Genomic DNA, 24,067 nt, shown 5'->3' with positions numbered 1-24,067 from the left:
TCAGTCGGAATATTGAGCTGGCCGCGTCCCGGCCTCGCACGCCGCGCCAACCGTCAGACCGAAGCCAGCCTTCGCCTGCGCCGCCAATCCGCCCAAGTCGACGCGTGAGCCGAAAATCTCGATGATCCTCGCCTATATCTGCGCCGGATGGTGCGCCTTCATCCTCGTCCTCAACTTCGCCAGCATGTGGCTCATGGGCCGCAAATGCCGCGCCCGCGAGCGGAATATGCCGGCTCCGGCCGATGCGCCCTGGGTCAGCATCGTGCGCCCCGTGCGCGGCGTCGAGACCTTCTCGGAAGAGACGCTCGGCGCCACCTTCGAGCTCGACTATCCCCATTATGAAATCATCTTCTGCGTGCAGTCTCCGAGCGATACGATCATTCCGCTCGTCGAGCGGCTGATCAAGGCGCATCCCGAACGCGAGGCGAAGCTGCTCATCGGCGATGATTACGTCAGCGCCAATCCCAAGCTCAACAATTGCGTCAAGGGCTGGGAAGCCGCGCGCTACGATTACGTGATCCTCGCGGATTCCAACGCTTTGCCGCCGCGTGATTATGTGCAGACCATGCTCGCGGCCTTCCGGCCGGACACGGCGATGACCGTCTCCATGCCGATCGGCTCGCGCCCGGTCGGCTTCTGGGGCGCGGTCGAATGCGCGATCCTGAACACCTTCCAGGCGCGCTGGCAATATGGCGCGGAGGCGATCGGCGCGGGCTTCGCCCAGGGCAAGAATATGATGTGGCGGCGCGAGGTGCTCGACCGCGCCGGCGGCATTCGCGCGCTCGGCGCCGAGATCGCCGAGGACGCCGCCTCGACCAAGGTCATCCGCGCGCAGAACATGCGGGTGCGCCTCGTCGACATGCCTTTCGAGCAGCCGCTCGGCCAGCGCACGGCGCATGAGGTCTATTCCCGCCATGTCCGTTGGGCGCGCCTGCGCCGCGTGACGTTCCCCGCCCATTACGCGCCGGAGTTCATGAACGGCAGCTTCGCGGCGGTGGTGTTCGGCGCCTATGCTGCGCTGGAGTTCGGCGGCGACGCCGCCGCCGCGGCTCTGACCGCCGCGGCGATCGTCGGCTCGCTGCATGGCGGCGAATTGTGGTTGGCGCGCGTTTGTCGCTTCCCGTTCGACTGGCGCACGCCTTTCGCGCTGATCATGCGCGATCTGCTCCTGCCGGTGATGTTCGTCGATGCGCTTCTCTTCGATGATTTCGTCTGGCATGGCAACGCCATGACCGTGCGCGAGGTTGAGGATACGGTGGGCTGACGCCGCTCTTACAGGCAGGATAAAAGAAGGGCGCATTCAGCGCCCTTCTTCTTTTAGCAGTTCGATCGTCTTCGGATCATCTTCGCTGTCGAAGAACCGCGCCAATGCCTGCGTGAAAAGCGCTTCCTCCGACGCGGCGCGTGCGAAGAGCGTCATCGACGAGCGGAACTTCATTGCGTCGGTGGAGCCCAGCACGTCCTCCGCGTTTCGATCGCCGCTTGCCAGCATGACTTCCACACACTCGCGCAGCCGCGGGCCAAGGATTGGATCGGCGAGATAGGCGCGGGCTTCGTCGAGCCCTGACAGCCCATAGAAGCGACTCGCCTGGCTGAAGCCGAGGCCCGCCAGCTGGGGAAAGACGTACCAAATCCAATGACTGGTTTTGCGCCCGGCGCGCAGCTCGGAGAGCGCCTGCGCGTAAGAGCCCTTTTGCGCCTCGATGAAGCGCTGCAGATCGAAAGGGTCGTCGTTATCCCGAACGCTCATGTCCGCCAGCCCCATCCCTTTCCCCATCGTCGCCACTGGCATCTTAGCGGAGTGGCGACGGGTGGGGAGAGATATAGCGTGGCGGCTTGACGCCGCCCTTAGGGGCGGCGCCCGCGTGCTTTTACTCGGCCGCGTGTTGCTCCGGGACGCCGCGGGAAATCCGCTCCGCCTTGAGCAGCTCGGCCACAAGGAAGGCCACCTCGATGGCCTGTTCCGCATTGAGGCGCGGGTCGCAATAGGTGTGGTAGCGGTCGCGCAGGTCATTCTCCGAAATGGCCCGGGCGCCGCCGGTGCATTCGGTGACGTCCTTGCCGGTCATTTCTAGATGGATGCCGCCGGCATAGCTGCCTTCAGCCTGATGGACCTCGAAGAAGCCGCGGATTTCCGACATGATCCGGTCGAACGGCCTCGTTTTATAGCCGGCGGCGCTGATCGTGTTGCCGTGCATCGGATCGCAGGACCACACGACATTGCGGCCCTCGCGGGAGACGGCGCGCACGAGCGCGGGCATGGCGTCGCCGATCTTGTCCGCGCCGAAGCGGCAGATGAGCGTCAGCCGTCCGGCCTCATTGTCGGGATTAAGCGCGTCGATGAGGCGCAACAGTCCGTCCGGCGTCAGGCTGGGACCGCATTTCAGGCCGATCGGGTTCTTGATGCCGCGCATGAACTCGACATGCGCTCCATGCTCCTGGCGCGTGCGATCGCCGATCCACAGCATATGGCCGGAGGTCGCATAAAAATCGCCCGTCGTGGAATCGACGCGGGTCAACGCCTGCTCATAGCAGAGCAGAAGCGCCTCGTGGGAGGTGTAGAAATCCGTCCCGCGCAGCTCGGGATGATGCTCCGGATCGAGGCCGATCGCGCGCATGAAGCCGAGCGTTTCGGTGATCTGGTCGGCGAGCTTTTGATAGCGCGCGGATTGCGGGCTGTTCTTCACGAAGCCGAGCATCCAGCGATGCACATTTTCGAGATTGGCGAAGCCGCCGGCCGCGAAGGCGCGGATCAGATTGAGCGTCGCGGCGGACTGGCGATAGGCCAGCAGCTGGCGCTGCGGATCGGGTTCGCGCCCCGCTTGCGTGAAGTCTAGGTCGTTGATGATGTCGCCGCGATAGCTCGGCAGCTCCTGATCGCCCTTCTTTTCGAGGGGCGAGGAGCGCGGCTTGGCGAACTGCCCGGCGATGCGGCCGACTTTGACCACGGGCGAGCCCGCCGCATAGGTCAGCACCACCGCCATCTGCAGGAAAACGCGGAAGAAGTCGCGGATGTTGTCGGCCGAATGCTCGTTGAAGCTCTCGGCGCAGTCGCCGCCCTGAAGCAGGAAAGCTTTGCCGGCCGCCACATCGGCAAGCTGGCGCTTCAGATTGCGGGCCTCGCCGGCAAAAACGAGCGGGGGAAAGCCGGCGAGCTGCCTTTCGACATCCGCGAGCGCCGCCTGGTCGCGATAGACCGGCGTCTGCTCGATCGGCAAATTCCTCCAACTGCTCGGCGTCCAGCGTTCCACTTTTTTAAACTCCACGAAAATCAGCCGCGGCGAGTCTATGGCCCGCTGAGGCCACGGCTTCGGCGTGAAAGGCGCTTATAGAGGAAAATTCGAGACGGCGCGACCCCGGAACCACCGGTTGCGAATTCTCGATGAAGGCCGCGTTTTACTCCTCTCCCCGCACGCGGGGAGAGGGGCGGGCCGCGGATTAGCTTCCGCTACCCTTCTCGCCGATTTTCCGCGCTGGCGCCCGCATCGTCACCAGCTCTTCGGCTGCCGTCGGATGGACGGCCATGGTCGCGTCGAAGTCGCGCTTGGTCGCGCCCATGTTGAGCGGAATGGCGAGGAGCTGCGCCATCTCTCCCGCCTCGGGGCCGAAAATATGTGCGCCGACGACGCGCTGGCCTTCGGCCTCGACGATGAGTTTCATATAGATGCGCTCGGCCCGGCCGGAGAGCGTCGCGCGAATGGGGCGGAAGCTCGTCTCGTAAATATCCAGCGCGGCGTATTTCTCTTGGGCGGCCGTCTCGGTCAGCCCCACAGTGCCCACCTCCGGCGTGGTGAAGACGGCGCTCGCCACATTGTCGTAGTTCACCGTTGTCGGCAGATCGCCGAAGACCGTGTCCGCGAAAGCATGGCCCTCGCGGATCGCCACCGGAGTGAGATTGATGCGGTCCGTCACATCGCCCACCGCATAGATCGACGGCACATTGGTGCGCGACTGCGCGTCGACGATGATCGCGCCATTCTCGCGCGTCGCCACGCCTGCGCGCTCGAGCCCGAGATTTTGCGTGAGCGGCCGGCGGCCGGTGGCGACCAGCACGGCGTCGACCTCGCGCGTCTCGCCGTCGCTCATGGAAACCGCGTAGCCCTTGGCGCTTTTGTCGATGCGGATCGGCAGCGCGCCGGCGTGATGCGCGACGCCGGCCGAGGTCAGCGCTTCGGCGACGCGCTTGCGCAAGTCTTCGTCGAATCCGCGCAGGGGCAGATCGGCGCGATAGGCGAGATAGACCTGCGCGCCGAGCCGCGCGAAGACGCTGGCGAATTCCACGGCGATATAGCCGCCTCCGACAATCAGCAGCCGCTGCGGGAAGGTCGGCAGGTCGAAAACTTCATTCGATGAAAGACCCCATTCGAGGCCCGGAATATGCGGCGCGAGCACAGGCGCGCCGCCCGTCGCGACGAGGATGTAGCGCGCGCTTGCCGTGCGTCCGTCGGAGAAATGCACGGCGTTGGGGCCCGCGATGGTCGCGCGGGCGCGGATCAACTCTACTTTCGCATTGCCGAGCGTCTGCTCGTAAAGGCCGGAGAGGCGGGTGATCTCCTTCTCTTTCGCGCCGACGAGCGTCGGCCAGTCGAAAGAGGTCTCGCCAACATGCCAGCCGAAGCCCTTGGCGTCCTCGAAGTCGTCCTTGAAGCGGCTCGCGAGCACATAGAGCTTCTTCGGCACGCAGCCGCGGATGACGCAGGTGCCGCCGACGCGAAACTCCTCGGCGATGGCGACCTTGGCGCCATGGCTCGCCGCGACGCGTGCGGCCCGCACGCCGCCGGAGCCCGCGCCGATGACGATGAGATCGTAATCGAAGCCGCTCATAGCGCGCCGCCTGTCACGTCGCCGACGATGCGCACGCCATCCTTGCCGGCGACGAAGATCGCCGTGGCGAGGCCGATGAAAAGGCCGTGGTCGACGACGCCGGGAATGGCCTGCAGCCGCTCGGCGAGCGTCTCCGGCGCATCGATGGCGCCGAAGGCGCAGTCGTAGATATAGTGCCCGCCGTCGGTGAGATAGGGCGTCTCCGGCGCGCTCATGCGCATCGTGATCGGGCCCTCTAACCCAAGGCCTCGCGCGACGCGCTCGATATGCAGCCTTGTCGAGAGCGCGCCGAAGCGGTCGATCTCGACGGGCAGGGGAAAGGCGCCGAGCGTCTCGACTTCCTTCGTCGCGTCGGCGACGACGAACATGCGCTTGGAGGCCGCCGCGACGATCTTCTCGCGCAGCAAAGCGCCGCCGCCGCCTTTGATCAGCCGCAGCGCTGCGTCGAACTCGTCGGCGCCGTCGATCGTGAGATCGAGCTCCGGCGTTTCATCGAGCGTCGAGAGCGTGATGCCGAGCCCCTCGGCCTGGAGGCGCGTGCGCTCGGAGGTCGGCACGCCGACCACCTCCAGACCCTCGCGCACGCGGGCGCCGAGCAGGTCGACGAAATGCGCGGCGGTGGAGCCGGTGCCGAGCCCAAGGCGCATGCCGTGGGTGACCGATTGAAGCGCCGCTTCAGCGGCGGCGCGCTTCATGGCGTCAGCGGAAAAGGGCGACATGGTGTGATCCCGCGCCGCAGGAGAGGCGGCAAAACCCGCGAATAGGAGCTTACGCGCCTAAAATCAATCGTCGCTGCAGCAATGGCGCGCTCGGGCCCGCCGCATTCACTCGAGCGCGTTTTTGGCCCGAAGCACCGCGTCGGCGATTTCAACGAAGCCAGCGCCGCCCGGGCCTTGCGTGATCCAGGCTGGCGGCGTCGGGATTTCCGACAAATAATCGCGGACAGTGCTGACGCCGACCGTGTGACGGAAAAAGGCGAACATGGGCGCGTCATTCGTTGAGTCGCCGGAATAGAGCACCGCGTCGCGATCGTCGTCGATGTCGAGACGGAACGTTTCGGCGAGGATGCGACGCGCCATTGCGAGCTTGTCGTAACCGCCGATCCAGCCAAGAACCCAGAGGTTGTTGACCGTCGCATCTGCGCCGGCGTCCCTCAGTGCGGAAAGAATTTTGTCGCAAAGAGCGGGGTCGTCCGGCCGCGCAAAGGCGACGCTCGTCAGGCGGAATGGCTGGTCCTGCGCGAGCCGCGCCTGCGGGAGCGCGCCTTGCACGGCGACGGCAATCGCCTGCAAGCGGGCGGCGACCTCCGCGCGCGTCGCGTCCGGATGCCAAAAAATCCGCCTGATCTCGTGCCCGCTGGGATCGCGCTGGAAGAAGAAACCGCCGTTCTCGCCGATGACGCCGTCGACCGGCCACATGCGCGCCATCTGATCGCACCAGCCCGCGGGAGCGCCAGTTACCGGGATGACCGTCACGCCGGCGCCGCGCAACCGCTCCAGCGCGGCATATGTGTCGGCGGAGAGGCGGCCTCGGTAGGTCAGCGTTTCGTCCATGTCCGTCAGAACGAAGCGAACGCCCGCGAATTCAGTCATCTTCGCCTGCGCCAGTGGCTTCATGCCGTCATCTCCCTCGCCCTGGCGCTGTTCGAGGGCCTGCGCGCGTTCTCTTACTTTGCCTGTGGCGTGCAGACGACCGAGCTTTCATTGAGCACGAAGCAGATCGACATCATGCCGGATCGCAGATCGACGCGGAAGACGCCGCCTTCGCCGGTATGGCGCGAGGCGACGAGCGCATATTCGCTGAAAGTGCCGGCCTTGGCGCCTTCGCCGGGCGGATAGCAGAGCGTGACGCCGATCGTCGAGCCTTCCTTCAGGCCATATTGGCAGGCGCCGATTTCGCCCGTCGCCTTGTCCAGGCGGAAGACGCGGTTGAGGTCAGTCTGCGGGGCGGCGAGGAATTCGTAATTGCCGGCAGCCGGCGCCGCGTCCGCCGGCAGGAGCGAAGCAAGGAAAAGCGGCGTCGCCAGCAAGAGGCGCCGCTGGCGGAAAAATTGCGAAAGACGCATTCATTCTCTCCTGTCGCGAATCGGCGCCGGCAGTCTACACGCGGCTCATCAGCGCGAAAATTGCGTCACGACGCTTGATCCCCATGCGCGCGCCCTTTAGGCCCTGGCGCATGACCCAGCGCGCGCCCATTCTCGTCTTTGATCTCGACGGCACTTTGGCGGACACCGCCCACGATCTCATCGCCACCCTCAATGTGCTTCTGGCCCGCGAGGGCTTGCCCCTGGCTCCGCCCGCTTCGGCGCGCAGCATTGTGGGAGCGGGGGCGCGGGCGCTGATCGAGCGCGGCTTCGCCCTCAGCGGTGCGCCGCTGCCGCCGGATCGGGTGGAGCCGCTTGTCGTCGAGTTTCTGGCCCATTACGAGGCCCATATCGCGGACGAGAGCCGCTTGTTTCCCGGCGCGCTGGCGGCGCTCGATCGCTTCGGGGACGCCGGCTTCAAGCTCGCGGTCTGTACCAACAAGCCCGAGCGGATGGCCCGGCTGCTGTTGGAGAAGCTCGGGGCCGCCGATCGTTTCTCCGCGATCTGCGGGCGCGGCACCTTCCCCATGCATAAGCCCGACCCGCGCACCCTGGAGCTGACGATAGAGACCGCCGGCGGGGACCTGGCGCGGGCGGTGATGGTGGGCGACTCCAAGACCGACATCGACACCGCCAAAGGCGCGGGGGCGCCGGTGGTGGCTGTCGATTTCGGCTATACGGAGATCCCCGTGACCGAGTTCGCGCCGGATCGGGTGATCTCGCATTTCGACGAGCTGTGGGCGGCGGCGGAGTCGATTCTCCCGCCTTCCGCCTTCACGCGCACTTGACGGAACGCCCCGCCCTCTCTTACAGGAGGGTTCTCCGCGTCCAACGCGACGGGCGATTAGCTCAGCGGGAGAGCACTCCCTTCACACCGGATATGCTAAGACCAAGGCTGGCGAATCGTAAGTCTTTGATGTAGAAGGAAAAATGGGCGGCTAGCTCAGCGGGAGAGCACTCGCTTCACACGCGAGGGGTCACAGGTTCAATCCCTGTGCCGCCCACCATCATATTGAAATTGCGCGATTTTCGGGATTTGGGCGACCGGCGCTATCGGCAGAAGCTGGTCGTTTCTCGGCACTCACTGGACCAGAGTCACCGCCTGCTCTGCGGCTAGCCATCGACACCCTGTGCACGCGGCCGCGGCAATCTATGGTTGAATCAGCATCTTTCCAGCGCAGCTCATCGGGGCTTTCCAAGTCGTGAGCTGAAGGTATACCGTCTGAGTCGCAGCATTTGGCCCCGCGAAAGAAGTGCCTAGCTTGTCGCGGTGCGGGGATTTAGCAAGGCCGGACTAAACGTAATGTCGAACGAGACTTATAAGGCGCTGATAGAAAATGTAGTTGACGAGCGTGCAAAAGAATTAGGCCTAACAGACAAGTCGGAAGCCTTTGCTAACATAGCGAACTCGCTTCTACTTGAGCCATTTGATCTCAGTGTTGATGAAATTGATGCCGGCGACACAGATGGCAACGGGGATGGTCAAATCGACGCGTTATATATATATTGGTAAATGGAGCTGTTTTAGGGGATGATAGCGGGCATATACCTGAAAAAGGTCCGTTAGAGATCGATATAATCATAATTCAATCAAAAAATACAGACAGCTTTGCGGCGACTCCACTTAAGCTTATTCGCTCAACAGTAGCTGATCTCATCGATCTTAAGAGGGATTATTCAAGCTACCTAAGTCAATACAGTCAGACTCTACAGGATAAATTCGCGCTGGCTCGGAAAGTTCTCCTCGCCTCAGCTGGCCGCACCGCTAATATCCGTGTGCGTGTCTACTATGCGACGAAAGCCAGCACCGAAAATATCCATGATACCGTGCAGGCTACAGCCAAAGCGTTGCAGTCCTAGCAACCCTAGCGGCCACCCCGAATGTCGAGGTGATCTTCGTTGGGGCCCAAAACCTCATTGAGATGTCACGTGTTCCGAGGACGCGAACGAGGGACCTAGAGATTCTACAAGCTCTATCATCCGACAGCGGAGATTCGTTCGCGTGCTTGGTATCGCTGGAGGCGCTCGTCTCATTCTTGAGTGATGTGAAGGGGAATTTGATCAGAGGGCTCTTTGATGCCAATGTCCGCGATTTCCTTGGAAAAACCGAAGTGAATGACGCAATCAGAGCGACGCTTGAAACCTTGCGCGACGACGAAAATTTTTGGTGGTTGAATAATGGCGTTACGATTGTCGCTTCTTCGATTGATCAGAAGGGGAGGAGGCTTGCCTTGAGCGAGCCTCTGCTCGTCAATGGCCTGCAAACGTCCAACGTGATTTTTGAGTTCATGACGGATACTGTCGTCGACGAAGAGGTCAAGAAGAAGAGAAGATCTCAAATCATTTTAATGAAAATAATCGTTCCGCCTAGTGAGCAGGTTCGGGATGAAATAATTAAGGCAACGAACAGCCAGACAAATATCCCCAAACCCTATCTCAGAGGAATGGACACTGTTCATCGCAACATTGAGGATCACCTAAAAGCAGCTGGTCTATATTACGAGAGGCGAAAAAATCAATACAAGAACATGGGAAAGACGCGCCCGACGATTGTAACTCTGGCCGAGATGGCGCAGGCATTGATGGCTGCCCTGCTGTTCAGGGCTGGCGATGCACGCGGTCGACCGAATTCACTGCTAAAATCCGATGATGATTACCAATCACTGTTTTCGGAGAGCTATCCTCTAGACGCTTTTAAGAATGTTATTTTAGCAAAACGTGCAATAATTAAGTCATTTGATAAAAGAATATCCAAATGAGGGATCGCGGTTTCGTAACGACGTCGTTTATCATATTTTGGCGTATATTAGCGCCAAACACTTCTATAACTTGTCGCACGCCGTGACGGGATGGAAAAACAAGGCGGTCGATGAAGGGGAGCTCAGACAAGATATAGATGCTGTCATAAAAATGTTCCGCGACGCCGGAGGGACTGACGGTGTAGCCAAGTCGCCCCAGTTTCAAGACCAGGTTGTCAAGGCCGCTGAGGCCCTGAGGACTGCTATGGCTGCGAAGTCGAGTAACTGACGAGGGGTCAACATCTAACGCTCAGAGTCCATTACAGGCTTTGGTGGAAGGCGAGGTCGAAGTCGGCAATGCGCCACGAGCGGACCTTCCCGCGCAGTTCCATAATGACCGGTTATGCGAAATTGACGCCTCGGTCGTGAGGCGCCAAATGCTGGCGTCAATTGCCTACTTCAGCTCGACAATGAGCACCTCATTCACGCCCTCGCCAGCGTTCTCGATCACGTGGCGGGACTTTGGCCGCCAGACCACGTCGCCTGCGGAATGCGCGATCTCCTCGCGCTTGCCGCCTTCGGTGCGCGTCACGCGGCCATCCTCGAGATAGATAATCAGTCTATCGCCCCGCGACGCCTCGCCCTGGGCCTCGTGCGGTTTGTGATGGCGGCGCAGCACCCTGACCTTATCGTTCTCGAGGACGAGCTTCTCGTTTTTCTGCGTCATGTTGTTCCCCTACCAAATTGCAATTTGCAAAGCGGTTCATGCCACCAACAGCGCGTCCGGCGATCCGTAGACGGCGAAGCCATTCGCAAGTCCGATCAGCACATTCGTCGAACCGCAGGCGATCGGCGGGAAATGCGCGATGCCGCCGAGCGAGCCGCCGCCATGAACCGACGAATTGAACAGCTCCTTGCCGGTCTTGGCGTCGAAGCCGCGAAGCGCCGGAATCGTGTCGTCCACGATCCAGACCACCGCCTCGCCCTCGGGGAAGCTCTGCGTCGTCGACGAGCCGGGGAAATCGCCCAGATTAATGCCCTCCGGCGACCCCGCCTTCCAGAGCGGGCGCAAGCCAGCCTCGGCGGCGCTGTGAACCACAACCTTGAATGCCGCGAGGCCCGGCTTACCGCCGCCGATGACATAGACGAGATCGTCTCCCGCCTGCGTATGGAAGTAGGACGCGCAGCATTTACTTTCGCTTCCGAAAACGTTGGACCGCCACAGCGCGCCGCCCAGCCGTCCGAGATCATTGCGGTTGAGCAGGTAGACGCGGCCGTCCTTGCCCGTGACCACGACCATCTCCAGCCCTCCGATTGGCGGCAGGACCAACGGGCTGGACCCGCCGATGTCCTCATCGGTGGCGTCGAGGACATTCGCGTCGAGCGGCGTGTACCAATCGGTGACGAAAGCGACTCGTCCATCGATGTTGAAGCGGACCACCGACTCCTGAAAGTCGCCGATCTCGCCTTGGCTGGCGAGACGCATGACGTTCAGCTGGTCGTTACCGTTACCACGCCAAGCCACGAACAGCATGCCGTTGAAGGAAGCGAGCGCCAGGCTGGCCGGACTCGTGTCGGAGAGGACGACTTTGTCCACGCCGCGCACCGCGCCCTCGAACCAGAACAGCTGTGCGACATTGAGGTTGTCGTTGCCGTCGCCCTTCCAGCCGAGATAGAGACCGTTGTGATGCGCGCAGAGCGCCGGCGCCTCGGGGCTCGTGTCGCCGGAAATGAACTTGTTCTTGAAGGTTGATCCGTTGTCCTCCGAAAACATCACGTTGAGGTTGTCATTGCCGTCGCCTTTCCAGGCGAGGTAGAGCCGCCCGTTGAACGAGGCGAGCGCCGGGGCCTTCGGGCTCGTGTCGTGAAGCACGACCTTGTTTGCAAAGCCCGTGACATTGGCCGCTGCGGTCACGACCTGCGCGACATTGAGCTGGTCGTTGCCGTCGCCCTTCCACGCGATGAAAAGGCGCCCGTTATGGGCGCAGAGGGCGGGCGGCTCGGGACTCGTCTCCGGCGAGGTGAACTTGCCGCCGAAGCTGTGCCCGTTGTCGCCGGAGGACATCACATTGAGGTTGTCATTGCCGTCGCCCTTCCAGGCGAGATAGAGTCGAGCGTTCAGCGACGCAAGCGCGGGGCTGACGGGGCTCGTGTCGCCGAGCACGACTTTGTTCACGAGGCCGGTCGGGCGATTGCCGGTCACGACCACCTGCGCGACATTGAGCTGGTCGTTGCCGTCGCCCTTCCAGGCGATGAAGAGCATCCCATTATGGACGGCAAGCGCGGGCGCTTTCGGGCTCGTGTCGCCAAACGTAGCCTTATTTCCGAGTCGGCCGCCGCCGTTGATGCTATGCCAATAATTGCCGTCTGTCCCGCCATTCCCGGTCGCGACATAAAGCGAGCCGTCCGGTCCCGCGGCGGGACCGCCCGGCCCCCAGGCGCCGCCCCCGATGATCGTCTTCGTGGTCGGGACGAAGGTCTGAATATTGGGGTTGTTGGCCTGCCAGCCGACGAGCCAGCCGTGATAGTCGCCCTTATCAAAGGCCAGAAAGTCGGCGAAGGTCGCGTAAACGAAGCCCTGCGCGACGTTCAGGGCGCCCCGCTGATCCAGCACTGCGCCGTTGAAGGTCGGCCGTCCGGCCGCGCCGGGGTCGGAGAGCGGCGTGGAGCTCTTGATAGAGCCGGTGTTCACGTCGAGCACATTGACGTGGTAGCCGGGCAGGCCCGAGACATTGAGATTGTCGTTGCCGTAGCCCTTCCAGCCGATGAATAGGTCGCCCATGAACGCTGCGATGGTCGGGCTCTCGGGGCTCGTCTCGTCGAGGATCAGCTTGCTGCCGAAGCCTGCAATCGCCGCGCCGTTGAAGCCGACGACGGCGATGTTGAGCTGGTCGTTGCCGTCGCCCTTCCAGGAGATCCACAGATCGTTGAGAAGAATGGCAAGCGCAGGCGCGCGCGGGCTCGTCTCGCCCGAGATGTGCTTGTGGCCGAAGGTCCTGCCGTTGTCCTCCGAGAACATCAGGTTGAGATTGTCGTTGCCGCTTCCCTTCCAGGCGATGAAAAGCTTCCCGGCGAAGGAGGCCAGCGCCGGCGACTTATCGCTGGAATCACCAAGCACGACCTTGTTCGCAAAGCCCGTGACATTGGATCCTGCGGTCACGACCTGCGCGATATTGAGCTGATCATTGCCGTCGCCCTTCCAGCCGATGAAGAGCATCCCGTTATGCGCGACGAGCGCCGGTGGCTCGGGGCTTGTTTCCGGCGATGTGAATTTGCCGCCGAAGGTGCGGCCGTCGTCGCCAGACGACATCACGTTGAGATTGTCGTTGCCGTCGCCTTTCCAGGCGATGTAGAGGCGGCCGTTGAAGGAGGCGAGCGCGGGGCTCACCGGGCTCGTGTCGCCAAGCACGACCTTATTGGCGAGCGCGACCACGCGGTTGCCGTTCAAGACGACATGCGCAACGTTGAGCTGGTCGTTGCCGTCGCCCTTCCACGCAATGAAGAGATGGCCGTTGTGCGCAGCCAAGGCCGGAGAATGCGGGGACGTCTCGCCCGAGACGAGCTTGCCCGCGCTTTGCAGGGCCAACACATGCAGGTCGCCCGTAGATTCGTTCAAGACCGGCGTGCTGGAGATGCCGACAGGCGGCGGAATATTGCTGCCCGAGCGCATGGACGCCGGCGGCAATTGCGTCGACCACAGCGGCCGCGTGTCACCGGCGTAGAGTTGACGGAGCGTGTAGGCGTTCAAAAGATTGGTCGAGGTCGTGACGATCACGATGTCGTGCGTCTGGCCGCTCAGCGGCCCGCCGCGCAGCGTCCAATTTTCCATGACGAGGGGCGCGCCGCGCACGGCCCCGCCAAGATTAATCGAAATGATCTTCTTCCAAGCCGCGAGGCCGCCGCCCCCCTGCTTGACGCCCTTGAACCAGCCGGTGCGGGCGGCGTCGACGTGATACGTTGATGAATTCGACATAATAATTCCTCAGCTATTTCAACGCCGCAATATGACGATAACGCCGGTTTGGCGGTTTGGTTGCATAGCAAGCTTGGGGCGGCCTCCAGCTAAGTGCAAAAGCCCAAGACTTTTGGTGCGCCGGGAGACCGGCAAGGAGTAGGCGGTGGAAGTCCGCTGCAATGAAGGAGTAGCAATCCGCATTGGCCCCGAGCCGTGCGTCGGCGTCCGCGAGGGCTTCGGCGAAGCGTCGGCAGGGGAGCGCATAGGCCAGCCATGGAGCCGCGAAAGCTTGATAGTCCCGGGCGCCGACGTGGTCAAAATCACGGAAGGCGACACGAACGGAGGCGTTATGCGAGCCTTCGTCCGGCCCGGCGTGGTCGGAGAACCTGGCATGTGCGGAAGCTCCTTGAACGGGAACCGGGAGGTCTCGGGTTCGGCCTACGGATGGACGCCGCAGGCCCGCATCGGGAAGACGAGGAGTCGTAGCCGATGACGGACGAGCCCGAGAAGTCTGACTCCGCCGTAGTAGCTGCGAAGCTGGCGAACAAAGCGGAGCGATCCGCTGCGGAGCCGGCGGAGCCAAGGGCGGAGACCGAGGGGAACGCGGACCAGCAAAGCACTCGCCGGGCTCAGAACCGGGGAAGCGTGTCACAGGCGCTGGACCGCGTGCGGAAAGTCGCAGGGGAAAGGAAGAAGGAGAAGTTCACGGCGCTCCTGCACCATGTTGACATCGCCATGCTGGAAACGGCGTTTCATGCGCTGAAGCGGTCCGCCGCGCCCGGCGTGGACGGCATGACGTGGAGGACCTACGAGCAGGACCTCGATCGCAGGATCGAGGATTTGCATGCGCGGGTTCACGGCGGGGCGTATCGGGCGCAGCCGTCGCGTCGGAGCTACATTCCGAAGGACGACGGGAGCAAGCGCCCGCTTGCAGTTGCGGCTCTCGAGGACAAGATCGTACAGAAAGCCGTCGCCGCAGTGCTGAGCGAGATTTACGAGGAAGACTTCCTCGGGTTCTCGTATGGATTCCGGCCGGATCGCGGCCAGCACGATGCGCTGGACGCGCTGATTGTCGGGATCAGCAGCAAGAAGGTGAACTTCATTCTCGACGCCGACATCCGATCGTTCTTTACGGAAGTTTCCCAGCAATGGGTCGTCCGCTTCCTGGAGCATCGGATCGGCGATCCGCGCATCATCCGGCTCGTCCAGAAATGGCTGCGCGCTGGAGTTCTCGAAGATGGGATCGTGACGGTTGAGGAAAAGGGGACGGGTCAGGGCTCGGTGATTTCGCCGCTGCTCTCCAACGTCTACCTCCACTACGTCTTCGATCTTTGGGCCGAACGCTGGCGACGGCGCGAGGCTACGGGCGACATGATCATGGTTCGGTATGCCGACGACATCGTCGTCGGCTTCCAGCATGAGAGCGACGCCCGGAGATTCTGGAACGCGATGCGCGACAGGTTGGCGGAGTTTTCGTTATCGCTGCATCCGGACAAGACCCGGCTGATCGAGTTCGGGCGCTTTGCGGCGCAGAACTGCAAGAAGCGTGGGCGCTCCAAGCCGGAGACCTTCAAGTTCTTGGGTTTCGTGCTGATATGCGACCAAACCCGCCGCGGCGACTTTCGTGTCAGAAGGAAGTCGCGGGGTGACCGCATGCGGACGAAGCTTCGAGACATCAAGGAGGCGTTGCGACGGCGCACCAACAGGCCGATCTCGGAAACGGGTAAATGGCTTGCAAGCGTCGTCTCGGGCTATTTCGCCTATCACGCCGTGCCGACCAACGGGTTGGCGCTGACGGCGTTCCGCTATCACGTCACCGCGCTCTGGCGTCGGCAGCTTTCGCGCCGCAGCCAGCGGGCGCACGTGCCGTGGGAACGGATGGGGAAACTGGCCGACGAATTTCTCCCCAAGCCGAGAATCCTTCATCCCTGGCCGAGCGCGCGCTTCGCCGCCAGACACCCGAGGTAGGAGCCGTATGCGGGAATTCCGCTCGTACGGATCTGTCCGGGGGGCGCTCAGCAATGAGCGTCCCTACCGGGAACACGGACGGTGCACCCTTGAATTTTCGATAGGTTATGGCGTGCAGAAGATAGATGCGAAAAGCGGGTGTCGTTTGATGGCCGCTTCGGGTCAATTCCGCGTTTCCCCTCGCGATGGTGGCGGAGGCGCATATTATCTGAAGCGCCATACGTTAGGTGCTGAGGCGGGAGGGTCGGCTCTGAAGGAGACGACCATGAACTCTTCGCCTGAGGTCGGCCACAACTATACGCCGTGGAATAAAGGCCGGCTGCTGGGTCAGAAGCGCCCGCTTCGGCCAAAGGATGTTTGGACCATTCGGGTTCGGCTACAACTTGACTGCCGCAAGCGCGACCTCGCCATGTTTAAGCTTGCTATCGACAGCAAACTGCGAAGCTGCGACCTCGTAAGTTTGCAAGTGGATGACGTTTTTGCTGGCGGTCGAGTGCGCGACCGCGCGGTCGTGGTTCAGAAGAAGACGGGCCGCCCTGTGCAGTTTGAGTTAACCGAGCAGACTCGTTTATCCGTTCGAGAATGGCTCGACGCTCGCGGTATGGCAAATAATCGCACTCTGTTCCCAAGCCGCCTTGCGAAACGCCCTCATATCTCGACCAGGCAATACGCTCGCATTGTGAAGAAATGGGTAGCGAGCGCCGGGCTTGATGCCTCCGCCTACGGAACGCACTCGATACGACGAACGAAGGCAGCTCTGATTTACAAGAAAACAGGCAATCTACGAGCTGTCCAGCTGCTACTCGGCCATACCAAGTTGGAAAGCACTGTCCGCTATCTCGGCATCGAGGTAGACGACGCTCTCAGCATCTCAGAGCAGGTTGAGGTGTGAAAAGAATAGCGTCGCGGCCTAGCGAAGCGCCAGGCCCGCGACGCGCCAGAAGCCGCCGTTAGGAGCCTGCTCTGGCACAGCAGTCCAGATGAGCGCCCTTTTGTTTTTTCAAAATTCTCTCTAGTGGGAAAAATCAGACGGAAGATCCTCCCGAACGTTGTCGGCACCGGCGCGCTTCCATCGCTGCCGAGGAAACCATAGGAAGGTCATTACCGTCGGGGAAAGTCTCCGCTAGAGGAAGTCATGTCAGAATTTCAAAAGTCGGACCTGCAAAGTCTTCGTCGCGGCGATCTCGCCGGCACACGCGAGCTTCGTTTGCCGGGGCTCACCGAATTCCCGCGGGAGGTCTTTGGCTTGGCTGATACGCTCGAGGTCCTGGACCTCAGCGGTGGCCGGCTTAACGAACTCCCCAATGACATGAGCCGCCTTCATCGGCTGCGCGTATTATTTTGCTCAGGCAATAACTTCGAGCGACTTCCCTCAGCGCTTGGGGATTGCCGCTCCTTGAGCCAGATCGGGTTCCGGGCGTCCGGGCTACGAGAAGTTCCAGAAGAAGCTCTGCCGCCAAAATTGCGCTGGCTGATCCTCACTGAAAACCGCATTGAGCAACTCCCCGAAGCTCTTGGCGAGCGACCGCTTTTACAGAAGTTGATGCTGGCGGGGAATCGGCTCCGCAAACTTCCGAGCAGTCTGGCCGATGCGTCGTCTCTGGAGCTGGTGCGGCTGAGCTCCAACGGCTTTGATGCGCTTCCACCGTGGCTCGTGCAGCTTCCCAGCCTCGCCTGGATTTCCTGGAACGGAAATCCTCTGCAGCGCGATTTGGTGCCCGCAGTCGCTGCGCCCGTTTTTTGGGCGGATCTCGACATCGGAGCGCGTCTGGGCCGAGGCTCCTCCGGACAAGTGCATCGCGGGCTTTGGCGAGCAGAAAGGGTCAATAAGCCGATCTCTGTGGCGGTGAAACTTTTCCTGGGCGCCATGACGAGCGACGGTTCCCCTCTAAGTGAAATAACGACATGCCTGGCTGCGGGGGAACATCCTAACCTTACGGCGGCTTTGGGTCGTTTGGTGGATCACCCCGAGGGGAGAGATGGGCTATTGATGCCGCTGCTACCGGCTCATTGGCGCCCGCTCGCGGCCCCCCCAAACCTCACGACCTGTAGCCGTGATGTGTATTCCTCCGAATTGCGTCTAACACGGACGACTGCCCTTCAGCTAGCGCGTGGCGTAGCTTCGGCCACTGCTCATCTGCATGCGAGGGGGTTACTGCATGGCGATCTTTACGCTCATAATGTTCTTTGGGACGGGCAAAACGGCGACGCGGCGCTTAGCGATTTCGGCGCGGCGTGTGTGCTTCCGGTCGGTGAAGAAGGGAGTCTTTGGCAACGAACCGAAGTCCGCGCATGGGGGCTGCTTCTTGGCGAATTGCTAGCGCGGTGTACGGCTGCGCCTACAGAGCTAATTAAACTGCAAGAGGTGGTCAACGCCTGTGTGCAACCACACACGGCGAGCCGCCCATCAATGGCGGACGTTGTAGAGCTCCTGAGCGACATGTGACGCAATGGAATGGTCAGCACCACCGACTAATGGAGATTGTTCGAATAATCGGCGATCGCTGGAATCGGTCCTGAAGGAGAAAGATGCGCCAGAAGCGGTCGTTGGCTGATCCAGAAAGCCTCGCTCCAAAAGCCCCGGGTAATTGATGCGAACCCTGCCCGGAAGGCACGGCAACCATCTCCCAGGGGGCTCGTGACACGCCCGGTATTGCGAGTTCCGACAAACCCGTCAGCTCGCGAGCGGCGCTTGCGCGTCATCTCGATCGCAAATGGAGACAAAGGACATCGGGCTTTCGCACGATTATTTGGGCATCACGAGGAAGAGCGGCTTCCGTTAGTTAGGGGCCGGCCATCTTAGCCTGTCGGCGGACTCCAGGTCCCGCAGGAAAGCGCCACGACCTCGGATTGACGGGCGCGGCGCTATTTTGGCTTTAGGGTATTCGTTGCTGCTTCCAAATTCATCGAGTTTTTTTTTGCACAAGCGCGCAACGCTCAGCCTGCGGCCTGAAGCTGAGCCTGTGCTTTCTTCGCTAAAGCGGCACCCCTGCGAGAATAGCTCAGCAAATGCGTCCCGTAGGCGATCCTGCGTGCGCGGCGCAGATAGCGGATCGCTTTCTTGACATGCGAATTAGCGTGTGCCCTTTGCGCCATCACAGCGTGATCGATCGCGTTGTCGATGTGCTGGACGAAAGAAGAGCTGTGTTGGGGCTCCTCGCCGTATGGGATGGCCTTGTTAATCTGGGCTATCGCTTGGGCGATATGATTCTCGGCGGCGAGCCCGATCCCAGGGGCGACAAGTGTTGTCAGCGCGAGACCAACCGAAGCGCGTAGGAATCCACGTCTTAGCATATTCCGCTCCATAGTGAATAAATTGCGGTCAAACCGCCAATTGGCGTTCTTGCGTGCACGATGGTGCACATCGAGCTACGTAGTGCGTAGCCGCGAAAACCAAAGGGCTGGCTAGAGCATTAGCTGGAGAGCAGTGCGGGCGCGTGGGCGCGAGTGGATATGTCGTACCTTGGCGGCTCAATCGAGATTAGCTCGGCGGCTCGAAGTCAAACTTCCCGCATCTCGCCACAAGCATTCGCTGAGAGAATTAGTGAACGTCGGAGACAAACGGAAGGTCGGTATCAACGAACGTCCGCTTTGGGTCAAAAGCGGTCCGCTGGCACCGTCTTGAGCCCTCATTGGCGCAGGAGCCAAGCTTCAGCCCGCCGCTTGAACTGCGCCTTCTTGCGCTGTGCTGGGGCCTGAGCAGAACGGCTTACCCAAGGTAGCGCTCTTGTTTAGGCCACCGGTAATTTCTCCGAACCCTTCGGTGCTGAAGCTTCTTCATCAGGTCTGCGAGCATATCTTGTCAGGTGAAGGCAGGGCTTCGATTAGACGCCATATGTCATCATCATTGAAGACCTTTCTTTTTCCAGCAATTCTGTAATAAGGCGCTTTTTTAATCAGCTTTTGAAGCGTTCTCCTTGATATCATCAACTTGGCGGCCGCCTCCTCCATTGTGTAGAGGGCCGTCCTCCGGCGGTATTGGTGCTCGTCGTGATCGGTATCGGACATAGCGCATGAATACCACGTGTTTTCGCGAAAGTAAACATTCAATAAATGATGAAAAAATAACATGTATTGCGGAAAGTGTTGAGGATATTGACATTATCTCATGTCGGTAATTCTATAATTCTGGTGTGGTGGCGCTAGGTTTTTTAACAAAAGGCGTGAAAGTTGGATGGCTTCTCTGACACTCAGTGGGGACGGACTGGGGACCGTCCCCACTTCATCTGCTAAGCACTTGAAATTAAAGGGGGCACTTTTCCCCATTTCTTCCTTCACACGGGAGGGGTCGCAGGTTCAATCCCTGCATCGCCCACCATTATCCTGATGAAAAACAACCGCGTTCTGAAGCGCCTGCGTCGCGAACTGCACACCATGCGAGGTCAAGACTCGCGGCTTGGGGCGTTGGCGCGCCCCGGCTCTCGCCCTTTTTTCAGGGCTGGAGAACTGGATTTTGAAGTTTTTTCGGGGGTAGAGACGACAACGCCCGGCAGCCTCTTTCAGGCTCCGGGCGCAGCGATGCCTATTCGAGGTACGATTTGGGTGACAGCGTCAAGCCAATAGATCGTCCGTCGGACCCGGCTAAAAATGGAGGGCGGGACCAACGTCTTTTGGCGGCGATTTTTCTCCCGGATGTGGGTGCTTATTTTTCTTAGCTTCCGGAGGTGCAATGGTGAATTTTATCGATTGCACGTCGTTTCTGGACTCATTTTGAGCGGCGCTGGCGCTGAGGAACACTACATCGAAGTCCAGACCGGCGTTGTCGGCGGCTACTACTCCAAACGTTGCGCTGTAATCGATTTTATCCACAGAGCCGATCGGCTGGAGTTTTGCCTTTTCGTCGAGCCCCGCGATAACGCGCGAAAGCCATTCAGAGAATCGGTATTTTGCTTGATCAGCCGAATCGTTGCATGCCTTAGAGTCCTTTTGGAAATCATGGATGAGAGATGCGTCGGAGCATCAGCCCGCCCATGGCGATGAAGATCATGGCCTCTGACACGTCGATCCTTTGCTCGTAGTCTCGCACGAGGCGGCGCCAACGGACCATCCAGCCGAGCGTTCTCTCGACGACCCAGCGTCTGGGCAAAACCTCGAAGCCTTTTTGGCAGTCGTTGCGGCGGATGATTTCGACCGCAAAGTCGAGATAGGCGGCCTTATCCATGAGCGTTGTCCTGTCATAGGCGCCGTCGGCGAACAGATGTTTCACCCATGGCCAGCGCTTTCGGATCGCCTCGAGGATGGGCAGCGCGCCAGCGCTGTCGGAGATGTCGGCGGTGGAGAGATTGACCATCAAGAGTCGCCCGTCGGCGTCCACGGCGATATGCCGCTTGCGGCCGACGATCTTTTTTCCGGCGTCATAGCCGCGCGTCTCGGCATGCGGCGCTTTCACGCTCTGGCTGTCGACCACCGCTGCGGTAGGCGAGGCTTCGCGGCCAGCCTCCTCCCGGTCGCACGTCAGGCAGAGATCGTGGATCGTCTGAAAGAGAAAACGGGCGCATCAAGCGCCGAAACCACCAGTAGGTCGTCTGCCAGGGGCCGAAGTGAACCGGCAGCATTTCCCAGCCGCAGCCCGAGCGAACAAGATAGCGAAGCACGTTGATAACCTCGCGGAAATCCACCTCGCGCGGTCGCCCGCGCCTCTTCGCCGGCGGCATCAACGGTGCGCGATCACAGCCCACTCTTCGTCCGCCAGATCAGACGGATAGCGTTGCGTCTTTCGGGCAATGGAGGCCATCCGGCCGCGGCTATGATTCGTCCATATTCAAAGCTTGAATCACAGCTCAAGCTACGGCGAAACCTTCTCGAGCCGATTTTCCAAAAAGCCTCTTAGCGTTATCGGCCTTGAGCAGGTAATGCAGTGTAATTGTTGTGTCTATCGTATCAGTTATTTGCACCGATGTGGAAAATGAAGGGGAAATACTTGCCACTCCACTGCCAAGCGCAAATACGAACGGCCCCCCAGCTGTGGCCTTCCCCTTTAACCCGAAGCTTGTTTTCTGATCGTCTACAACCTTCAGGTCCAGAGTTACTTTCGCAATTCGATCCTTAAGGCGCTCAATCCGCCCCGGTTCGCGCTCGCTTACGAGCGCTTTCGCAAACGCGCATTTCAGAGAGCCAATGATGCTGGGTACCGCAACCAGTTCGCTCTCCGGAGCAGGACTAACGCCGGCGCAACCCGCGAGTGAGAGAGAAATTCCCCCAACTAAAATAATCCTTCGCATGAGTAACCCACCCCAAAATGCCCAGTTGTTAAGCCGCACCTCAATCTGGGGGAGGCATCATCAATCAGTCAAATTCACTTTGCATCTCGTCCACAATCATCTGCTAGTACAAAGCAGGCGAACAACAACAGAAATTCTCGATAAATCTCCAAAAGAACGTCTTGACCTTGGCAAGAGGGGCTTCTTCAGTCTCAATTGCGCTCCGTCTGCCAGGCAACGGCTCATTCTTTGCCGGAAGGGGATGCGGCTGCCCCACAGCTTCGCAGCGCCGTTTCTCCAACCGCGCCGGCCGACCGGGCGCGTTCCAATAAGTCTTCCACGGCCTCGAGGGAAGCAGGCTTCGTGAGATGCAGATCAAAGCCCGCTTCACGGGTGCGGCGGTGATCCTCCTCCTGTCCCCAGCCGGTCAGGGCGACGAGAAGGAGCGGACGCCCGCGGCTTGCGGCGCGAATGCGCCGCGCGGCCTCATAACCGTCAATGTCAGGCATGCCCAGATCGAGGAAAACCATGTCCGGCTCGAATTGGTCGATCGCGGCTACTCCGGCGTGGCCGTCGTAGACCGTGCAAACCGTCGCCCCCAAAGCCTCCAGCAACAGGCTGAAGCTGTTGGCGCCGTCACGGTTATCGTCAATGACGAGCGCGCGCGGCGTTCCCACGGCTTCGGCGGCCGCCTTTTTCGCAGGCGAGGCGACAGCCGCGGGCTCCGTGCTCAGCGGCAGCCAGGCAACGAACTCTGCGCCGCGCCCGACGCCATCGCTATAAGCCATGACGCGCCCGCCATGCAGCTCAACGAGATCGCGCGCGAGCGCGAGGCCGATGCCGAGTCCCCCTTCGGAAAGCCGGATTTGGCTGTCCGATTGCGCGAATAAATCGAAGACGTGCGGCAGCATGTCGGGGTCGATGCCGACGCCATTGTCACGAACGCGCAGCGCAACCTCGTCCCCCTCGCGCGCGGCTGCGACTTCGATGAGGCCGCCCGGCAGCGTGTATTTCGCCGCATTGTTGATGAGGTTGGCTGCAATCTGCGCGAGGCGGACCGGATCGCCGAACAACCATAACGGGTCCTCCGGCACCTTCACAATCAAGTGATGTTTCTTTTTGTCAATGAGCGGCTGACAGGTCTCCAGGGCGGGGCGCAGAAAATCCGCCAACAGAACATTCTCCTTGCGAAGCTCGACCTTGCCACGGCTAATGCGCGATATTTCGAGAAGCTGGTCGACGAGGCGCGTGAGATGATCGACCTGGCGCTGCGCCAGGTCGAGTATCGGGCCGCAAGCGTTTTCGGAGACGCATTTTCTTTTCAGGACATGCACAGCGCTGCTGATCGGCGCGAGCGGGTTGCGTAACTCATGCGCGAGCGTCGCCAAAAACTGCTCCTTGCGGCGATCAGCGTCCGCTAGCGCGGATTGCGCGCACACAATGTCGTCAATGTCGGAGCAGCTTCCTACCCAACGGAGAATCCGCCCCTCGGCATCGAGCTGCGGCAACGCGCGCCCAAGAAACCAGCGATAGGAGCCGTCGGTTGCGCGCAGGCGGTAGCGGCAATCAAAGCGCTCACCCGAAGCGATCGCCTCCGCCCAGTCGCCTGAAAACCGTTCTAGATCGTCGGAGTGGAGGGCCTCCATCCAGCCGCAGCCCACTGATTGGGAAGCCCCCAATCCGGTGTAGGAGCGCCAAAGATCGGTGACGAAAGTGTTCTCGCCTGCGGCGTCAGTTTCCCAAATGATAGCTGGGACAGCCTGCGTTAAAGCGCGGAACCGCTCCTCGCTCGCGCGCAATGCCGCCTCGGCCTCTTTGAGCTCGGTAATGTCGCGGGCGACGCCGATGAGGCCGATGACGTTGCCCGAACAATCGCGCAAAGGCGCTTTGCTGTTGCGATAGCAGCGCATCCCGATAGGCGTAAGCAGGCTTTCATCGAAATTTTCGGCTTGTCCCGACTCGATGATGCGCCGGTCGTGGGCCATGATGGCGCGAGCGTCGTCGGGGTTGAGCAGAAACTCCTCGTCGGTCTTGCCGATGCAGAATTCCGCCGGCTTGCCGATCGCGGCCAAGGTTGCGGGATTGGCGAGCAGCATCCTGCCTCCGCGATCTTTTACGAAAATCGCATCGGGGCTGCTGTCTATGACCGTCTGCAGCAGCGCGTCTTTATCGCACAGTTTTTTTTCTGTCTGCTTTAACGCACTGATGTCACGGCCGGCGACGAAGGCCCAAATACTCGACAAGGTCATGCTTTCTCGCTCACGCTTGGCATAGCGGGAGCATAGCCAAGCATCTACCT

The 24,067-nt window shown here is 60.9% G+C and carries 18 protein-coding genes, 1 tRNA gene and 1 pseudogene; 8 read left to right on the top strand and 12 right to left on the bottom strand.

Translation table 11 applies throughout. The features are described from left to right. Positions 1-121: 121 nt before the first annotated feature. The gene (locus OGR47_RS15085; protein ID WP_165055940.1) at positions 122-1,264 is read left to right on the top strand and encodes a ceramide glucosyltransferase; all 1,143 of its coding nucleotides are present in this window, start codon (positions 122-124) and stop codon (positions 1,262-1,264) included. A gap of 36 nt (positions 1,265-1,300) precedes the next feature. On the opposite strand, the gene OGR47_RS15080 is transcribed toward OGR47_RS15085, so the two are convergent. The 6 genes from OGR47_RS15080 to OGR47_RS15055 form a co-directional block, all read right to left on the bottom strand. Further along, positions 1,301-1,750 (bottom strand): DUF1810 domain-containing protein, encoded by a 450-nt coding sequence (locus OGR47_RS15080; protein WP_165055941.1) that lies wholly within the window; start codon positions 1,748-1,750, stop codon positions 1,301-1,303. 121 nt (positions 1,751-1,871) lie between these two features. After that, the gene (locus OGR47_RS15075) at positions 1,872-3,251 is read right to left on the bottom strand and encodes a class II 3-deoxy-7-phosphoheptulonate synthase (protein ID WP_165055943.1); all 1,380 of its coding nucleotides are present in this window, start codon (positions 3,249-3,251) and stop codon (positions 1,872-1,874) included. A gap of 187 nt (positions 3,252-3,438) precedes the next feature. Beyond that, positions 3,439-4,824: a glutathione-disulfide reductase gene (gene gor, locus OGR47_RS15070; RefSeq protein ID WP_165055945.1), complete on the bottom strand. Its 1,386-nt coding sequence runs from the start codon at positions 4,822-4,824 to the stop codon at positions 3,439-3,441. After that, complete coding sequence (gene rpiA, locus OGR47_RS15065; protein WP_165055947.1) at positions 4,821-5,543, bottom strand: ribose-5-phosphate isomerase RpiA; 723 nt, start codon at positions 5,541-5,543, stop codon at positions 4,821-4,823. Before rpiA ends, gor begins: the two co-directional genes overlap by 4 nt. A 105-nt stretch (positions 5,544-5,648) precedes the next feature. Next, positions 5,649-6,440: an HAD-IIB family hydrolase gene (locus OGR47_RS15060; protein WP_165055948.1), complete on the bottom strand. Its 792-nt coding sequence runs from the start codon at positions 6,438-6,440 to the stop codon at positions 5,649-5,651. Between the two features lie 50 nt (positions 6,441-6,490). Continuing rightward, positions 6,491-6,889, bottom strand: a complete 399-nt coding sequence (locus OGR47_RS15055) for a hypothetical protein (RefSeq protein ID WP_165055950.1) — start codon at positions 6,887-6,889, stop codon at positions 6,491-6,493. A 110-nt stretch (positions 6,890-6,999) separates the two neighbouring features. Here OGR47_RS15055 and OGR47_RS15050 point away from each other — a divergent pair, with 110 nt between their 5' ends. The 4 genes from OGR47_RS15050 (at position 7,000) to OGR47_RS15035 (ending at position 9,666) form a co-directional block, all read left to right on the top strand. Then, positions 7,000-7,695, top strand: a complete 696-nt coding sequence (locus OGR47_RS15050) for an HAD family hydrolase (protein WP_165055951.1) — start codon at positions 7,000-7,002, stop codon at positions 7,693-7,695. Positions 7,696-7,839: 144 nt separating this feature from the next. Continuing rightward, positions 7,840-7,914 (top strand) — tRNA-Val (locus tag OGR47_RS15045). 296 nt (positions 7,915-8,210) lie between these two features. Continuing rightward, positions 8,211-8,420 carry a hypothetical protein gene (locus tag OGR47_RS15040; protein ID WP_165055952.1) on the top strand — a complete coding sequence of 70 codons (210 nt, stop codon included), beginning with the start codon at positions 8,211-8,213 and terminating at the stop codon, positions 8,418-8,420. A 532-nt stretch (positions 8,421-8,952) separates the two neighbouring features. Next, a complete protein-coding gene (locus OGR47_RS15035; protein ID WP_246729881.1) occupies positions 8,953-9,666 on the top strand; it encodes an AIPR family protein in 714 nt (237 codons plus the stop codon). A 433-nt stretch (positions 9,667-10,099) separates the two neighbouring features. Here OGR47_RS15035 and OGR47_RS15030 read toward each other — a convergent pair whose 3' ends face one another. Both OGR47_RS15030 and OGR47_RS15025 read right to left on the bottom strand, forming a co-directional pair. Beyond that, positions 10,100-10,372 carry a hypothetical protein gene (locus OGR47_RS15030; protein WP_165055955.1) on the bottom strand — a complete coding sequence of 91 codons (273 nt, stop codon included), beginning with the start codon at positions 10,370-10,372 and terminating at the stop codon, positions 10,100-10,102. A gap of 36 nt (positions 10,373-10,408) precedes the next feature. Continuing rightward, entirely contained in the window at positions 10,409-13,618 is a 3,210-nt protein-coding gene (locus OGR47_RS15025) for a hypothetical protein (protein WP_165055956.1), read from the bottom strand. Positions 13,619-14,089: 471 nt separating this feature from the next. On the opposite strand from OGR47_RS15025, the gene ltrA reads away from it, so the two are divergent. From ltrA to OGR47_RS15010, 3 genes are all read left to right on the top strand, one after another. Further along, positions 14,090-15,568 (top strand): group II intron reverse transcriptase/maturase, encoded by a 1,479-nt coding sequence (gene ltrA, locus OGR47_RS15020; RefSeq protein WP_165056356.1) that lies wholly within the window; start codon positions 14,090-14,092, stop codon positions 15,566-15,568. Between the two features lie 265 nt (positions 15,569-15,833). Next, complete coding sequence (locus OGR47_RS15015; protein WP_165053263.1) at positions 15,834-16,460, top strand: tyrosine-type recombinase/integrase; 627 nt, start codon at positions 15,834-15,836, stop codon at positions 16,458-16,460. Positions 16,461-16,703: 243 nt separating this feature from the next. Further along, the gene (locus tag OGR47_RS15010; protein ID WP_165053259.1) at positions 16,704-18,014 is read left to right on the top strand and encodes a leucine-rich repeat-containing protein kinase family protein; all 1,311 of its coding nucleotides are present in this window, start codon (positions 16,704-16,706) and stop codon (positions 18,012-18,014) included. Between the two features lie 491 nt (positions 18,015-18,505). On the opposite strand, the gene smbP is transcribed toward OGR47_RS15010, so the two are convergent. The 4 genes and pseudogenes from smbP to OGR47_RS14990 all read right to left on the bottom strand — a co-directional run bounded on the left by smbP (position 18,506) and on the right by OGR47_RS14990 (position 24,017). Beyond that, positions 18,506-18,931: a small metal-binding protein SmbP gene (gene smbP / locus OGR47_RS15005; protein ID WP_165053256.1), complete on the bottom strand. Its 426-nt coding sequence runs from the start codon at positions 18,929-18,931 to the stop codon at positions 18,506-18,508. A 1,218-nt stretch (positions 18,932-20,149) separates the two neighbouring features. Beyond that, the gene (locus tag OGR47_RS15000; RefSeq protein ID WP_165053253.1) at positions 20,150-20,377 is read right to left on the bottom strand and encodes a hypothetical protein; all 228 of its coding nucleotides are present in this window, start codon (positions 20,375-20,377) and stop codon (positions 20,150-20,152) included. Positions 20,378-20,501: 124 nt separating this feature from the next. Continuing rightward, positions 20,502-21,329 (bottom strand): annotated as a pseudogene (locus OGR47_RS14995) (IS5 family transposase). A gap of 681 nt (positions 21,330-22,010) precedes the next feature. Then, complete coding sequence (locus OGR47_RS14990; protein WP_165053247.1) at positions 22,011-24,017, bottom strand: PAS domain-containing protein; 2,007 nt, start codon at positions 24,015-24,017, stop codon at positions 22,011-22,013. Between the last annotated feature and the right edge of the window lie 50 nt (positions 24,018-24,067).

Origin of the sequence: Methylocystis sp. MJC1, from assembly GCF_026427715.1 — a bacterium.
Lineage (GTDB): Bacteria > Pseudomonadota > Alphaproteobacteria > Rhizobiales > Beijerinckiaceae > Methylocystis.
The sequence above is the reverse complement of the archived record's forward strand: the minus strand, read 5'-3'. Positions and strand labels throughout refer to the sequence as shown.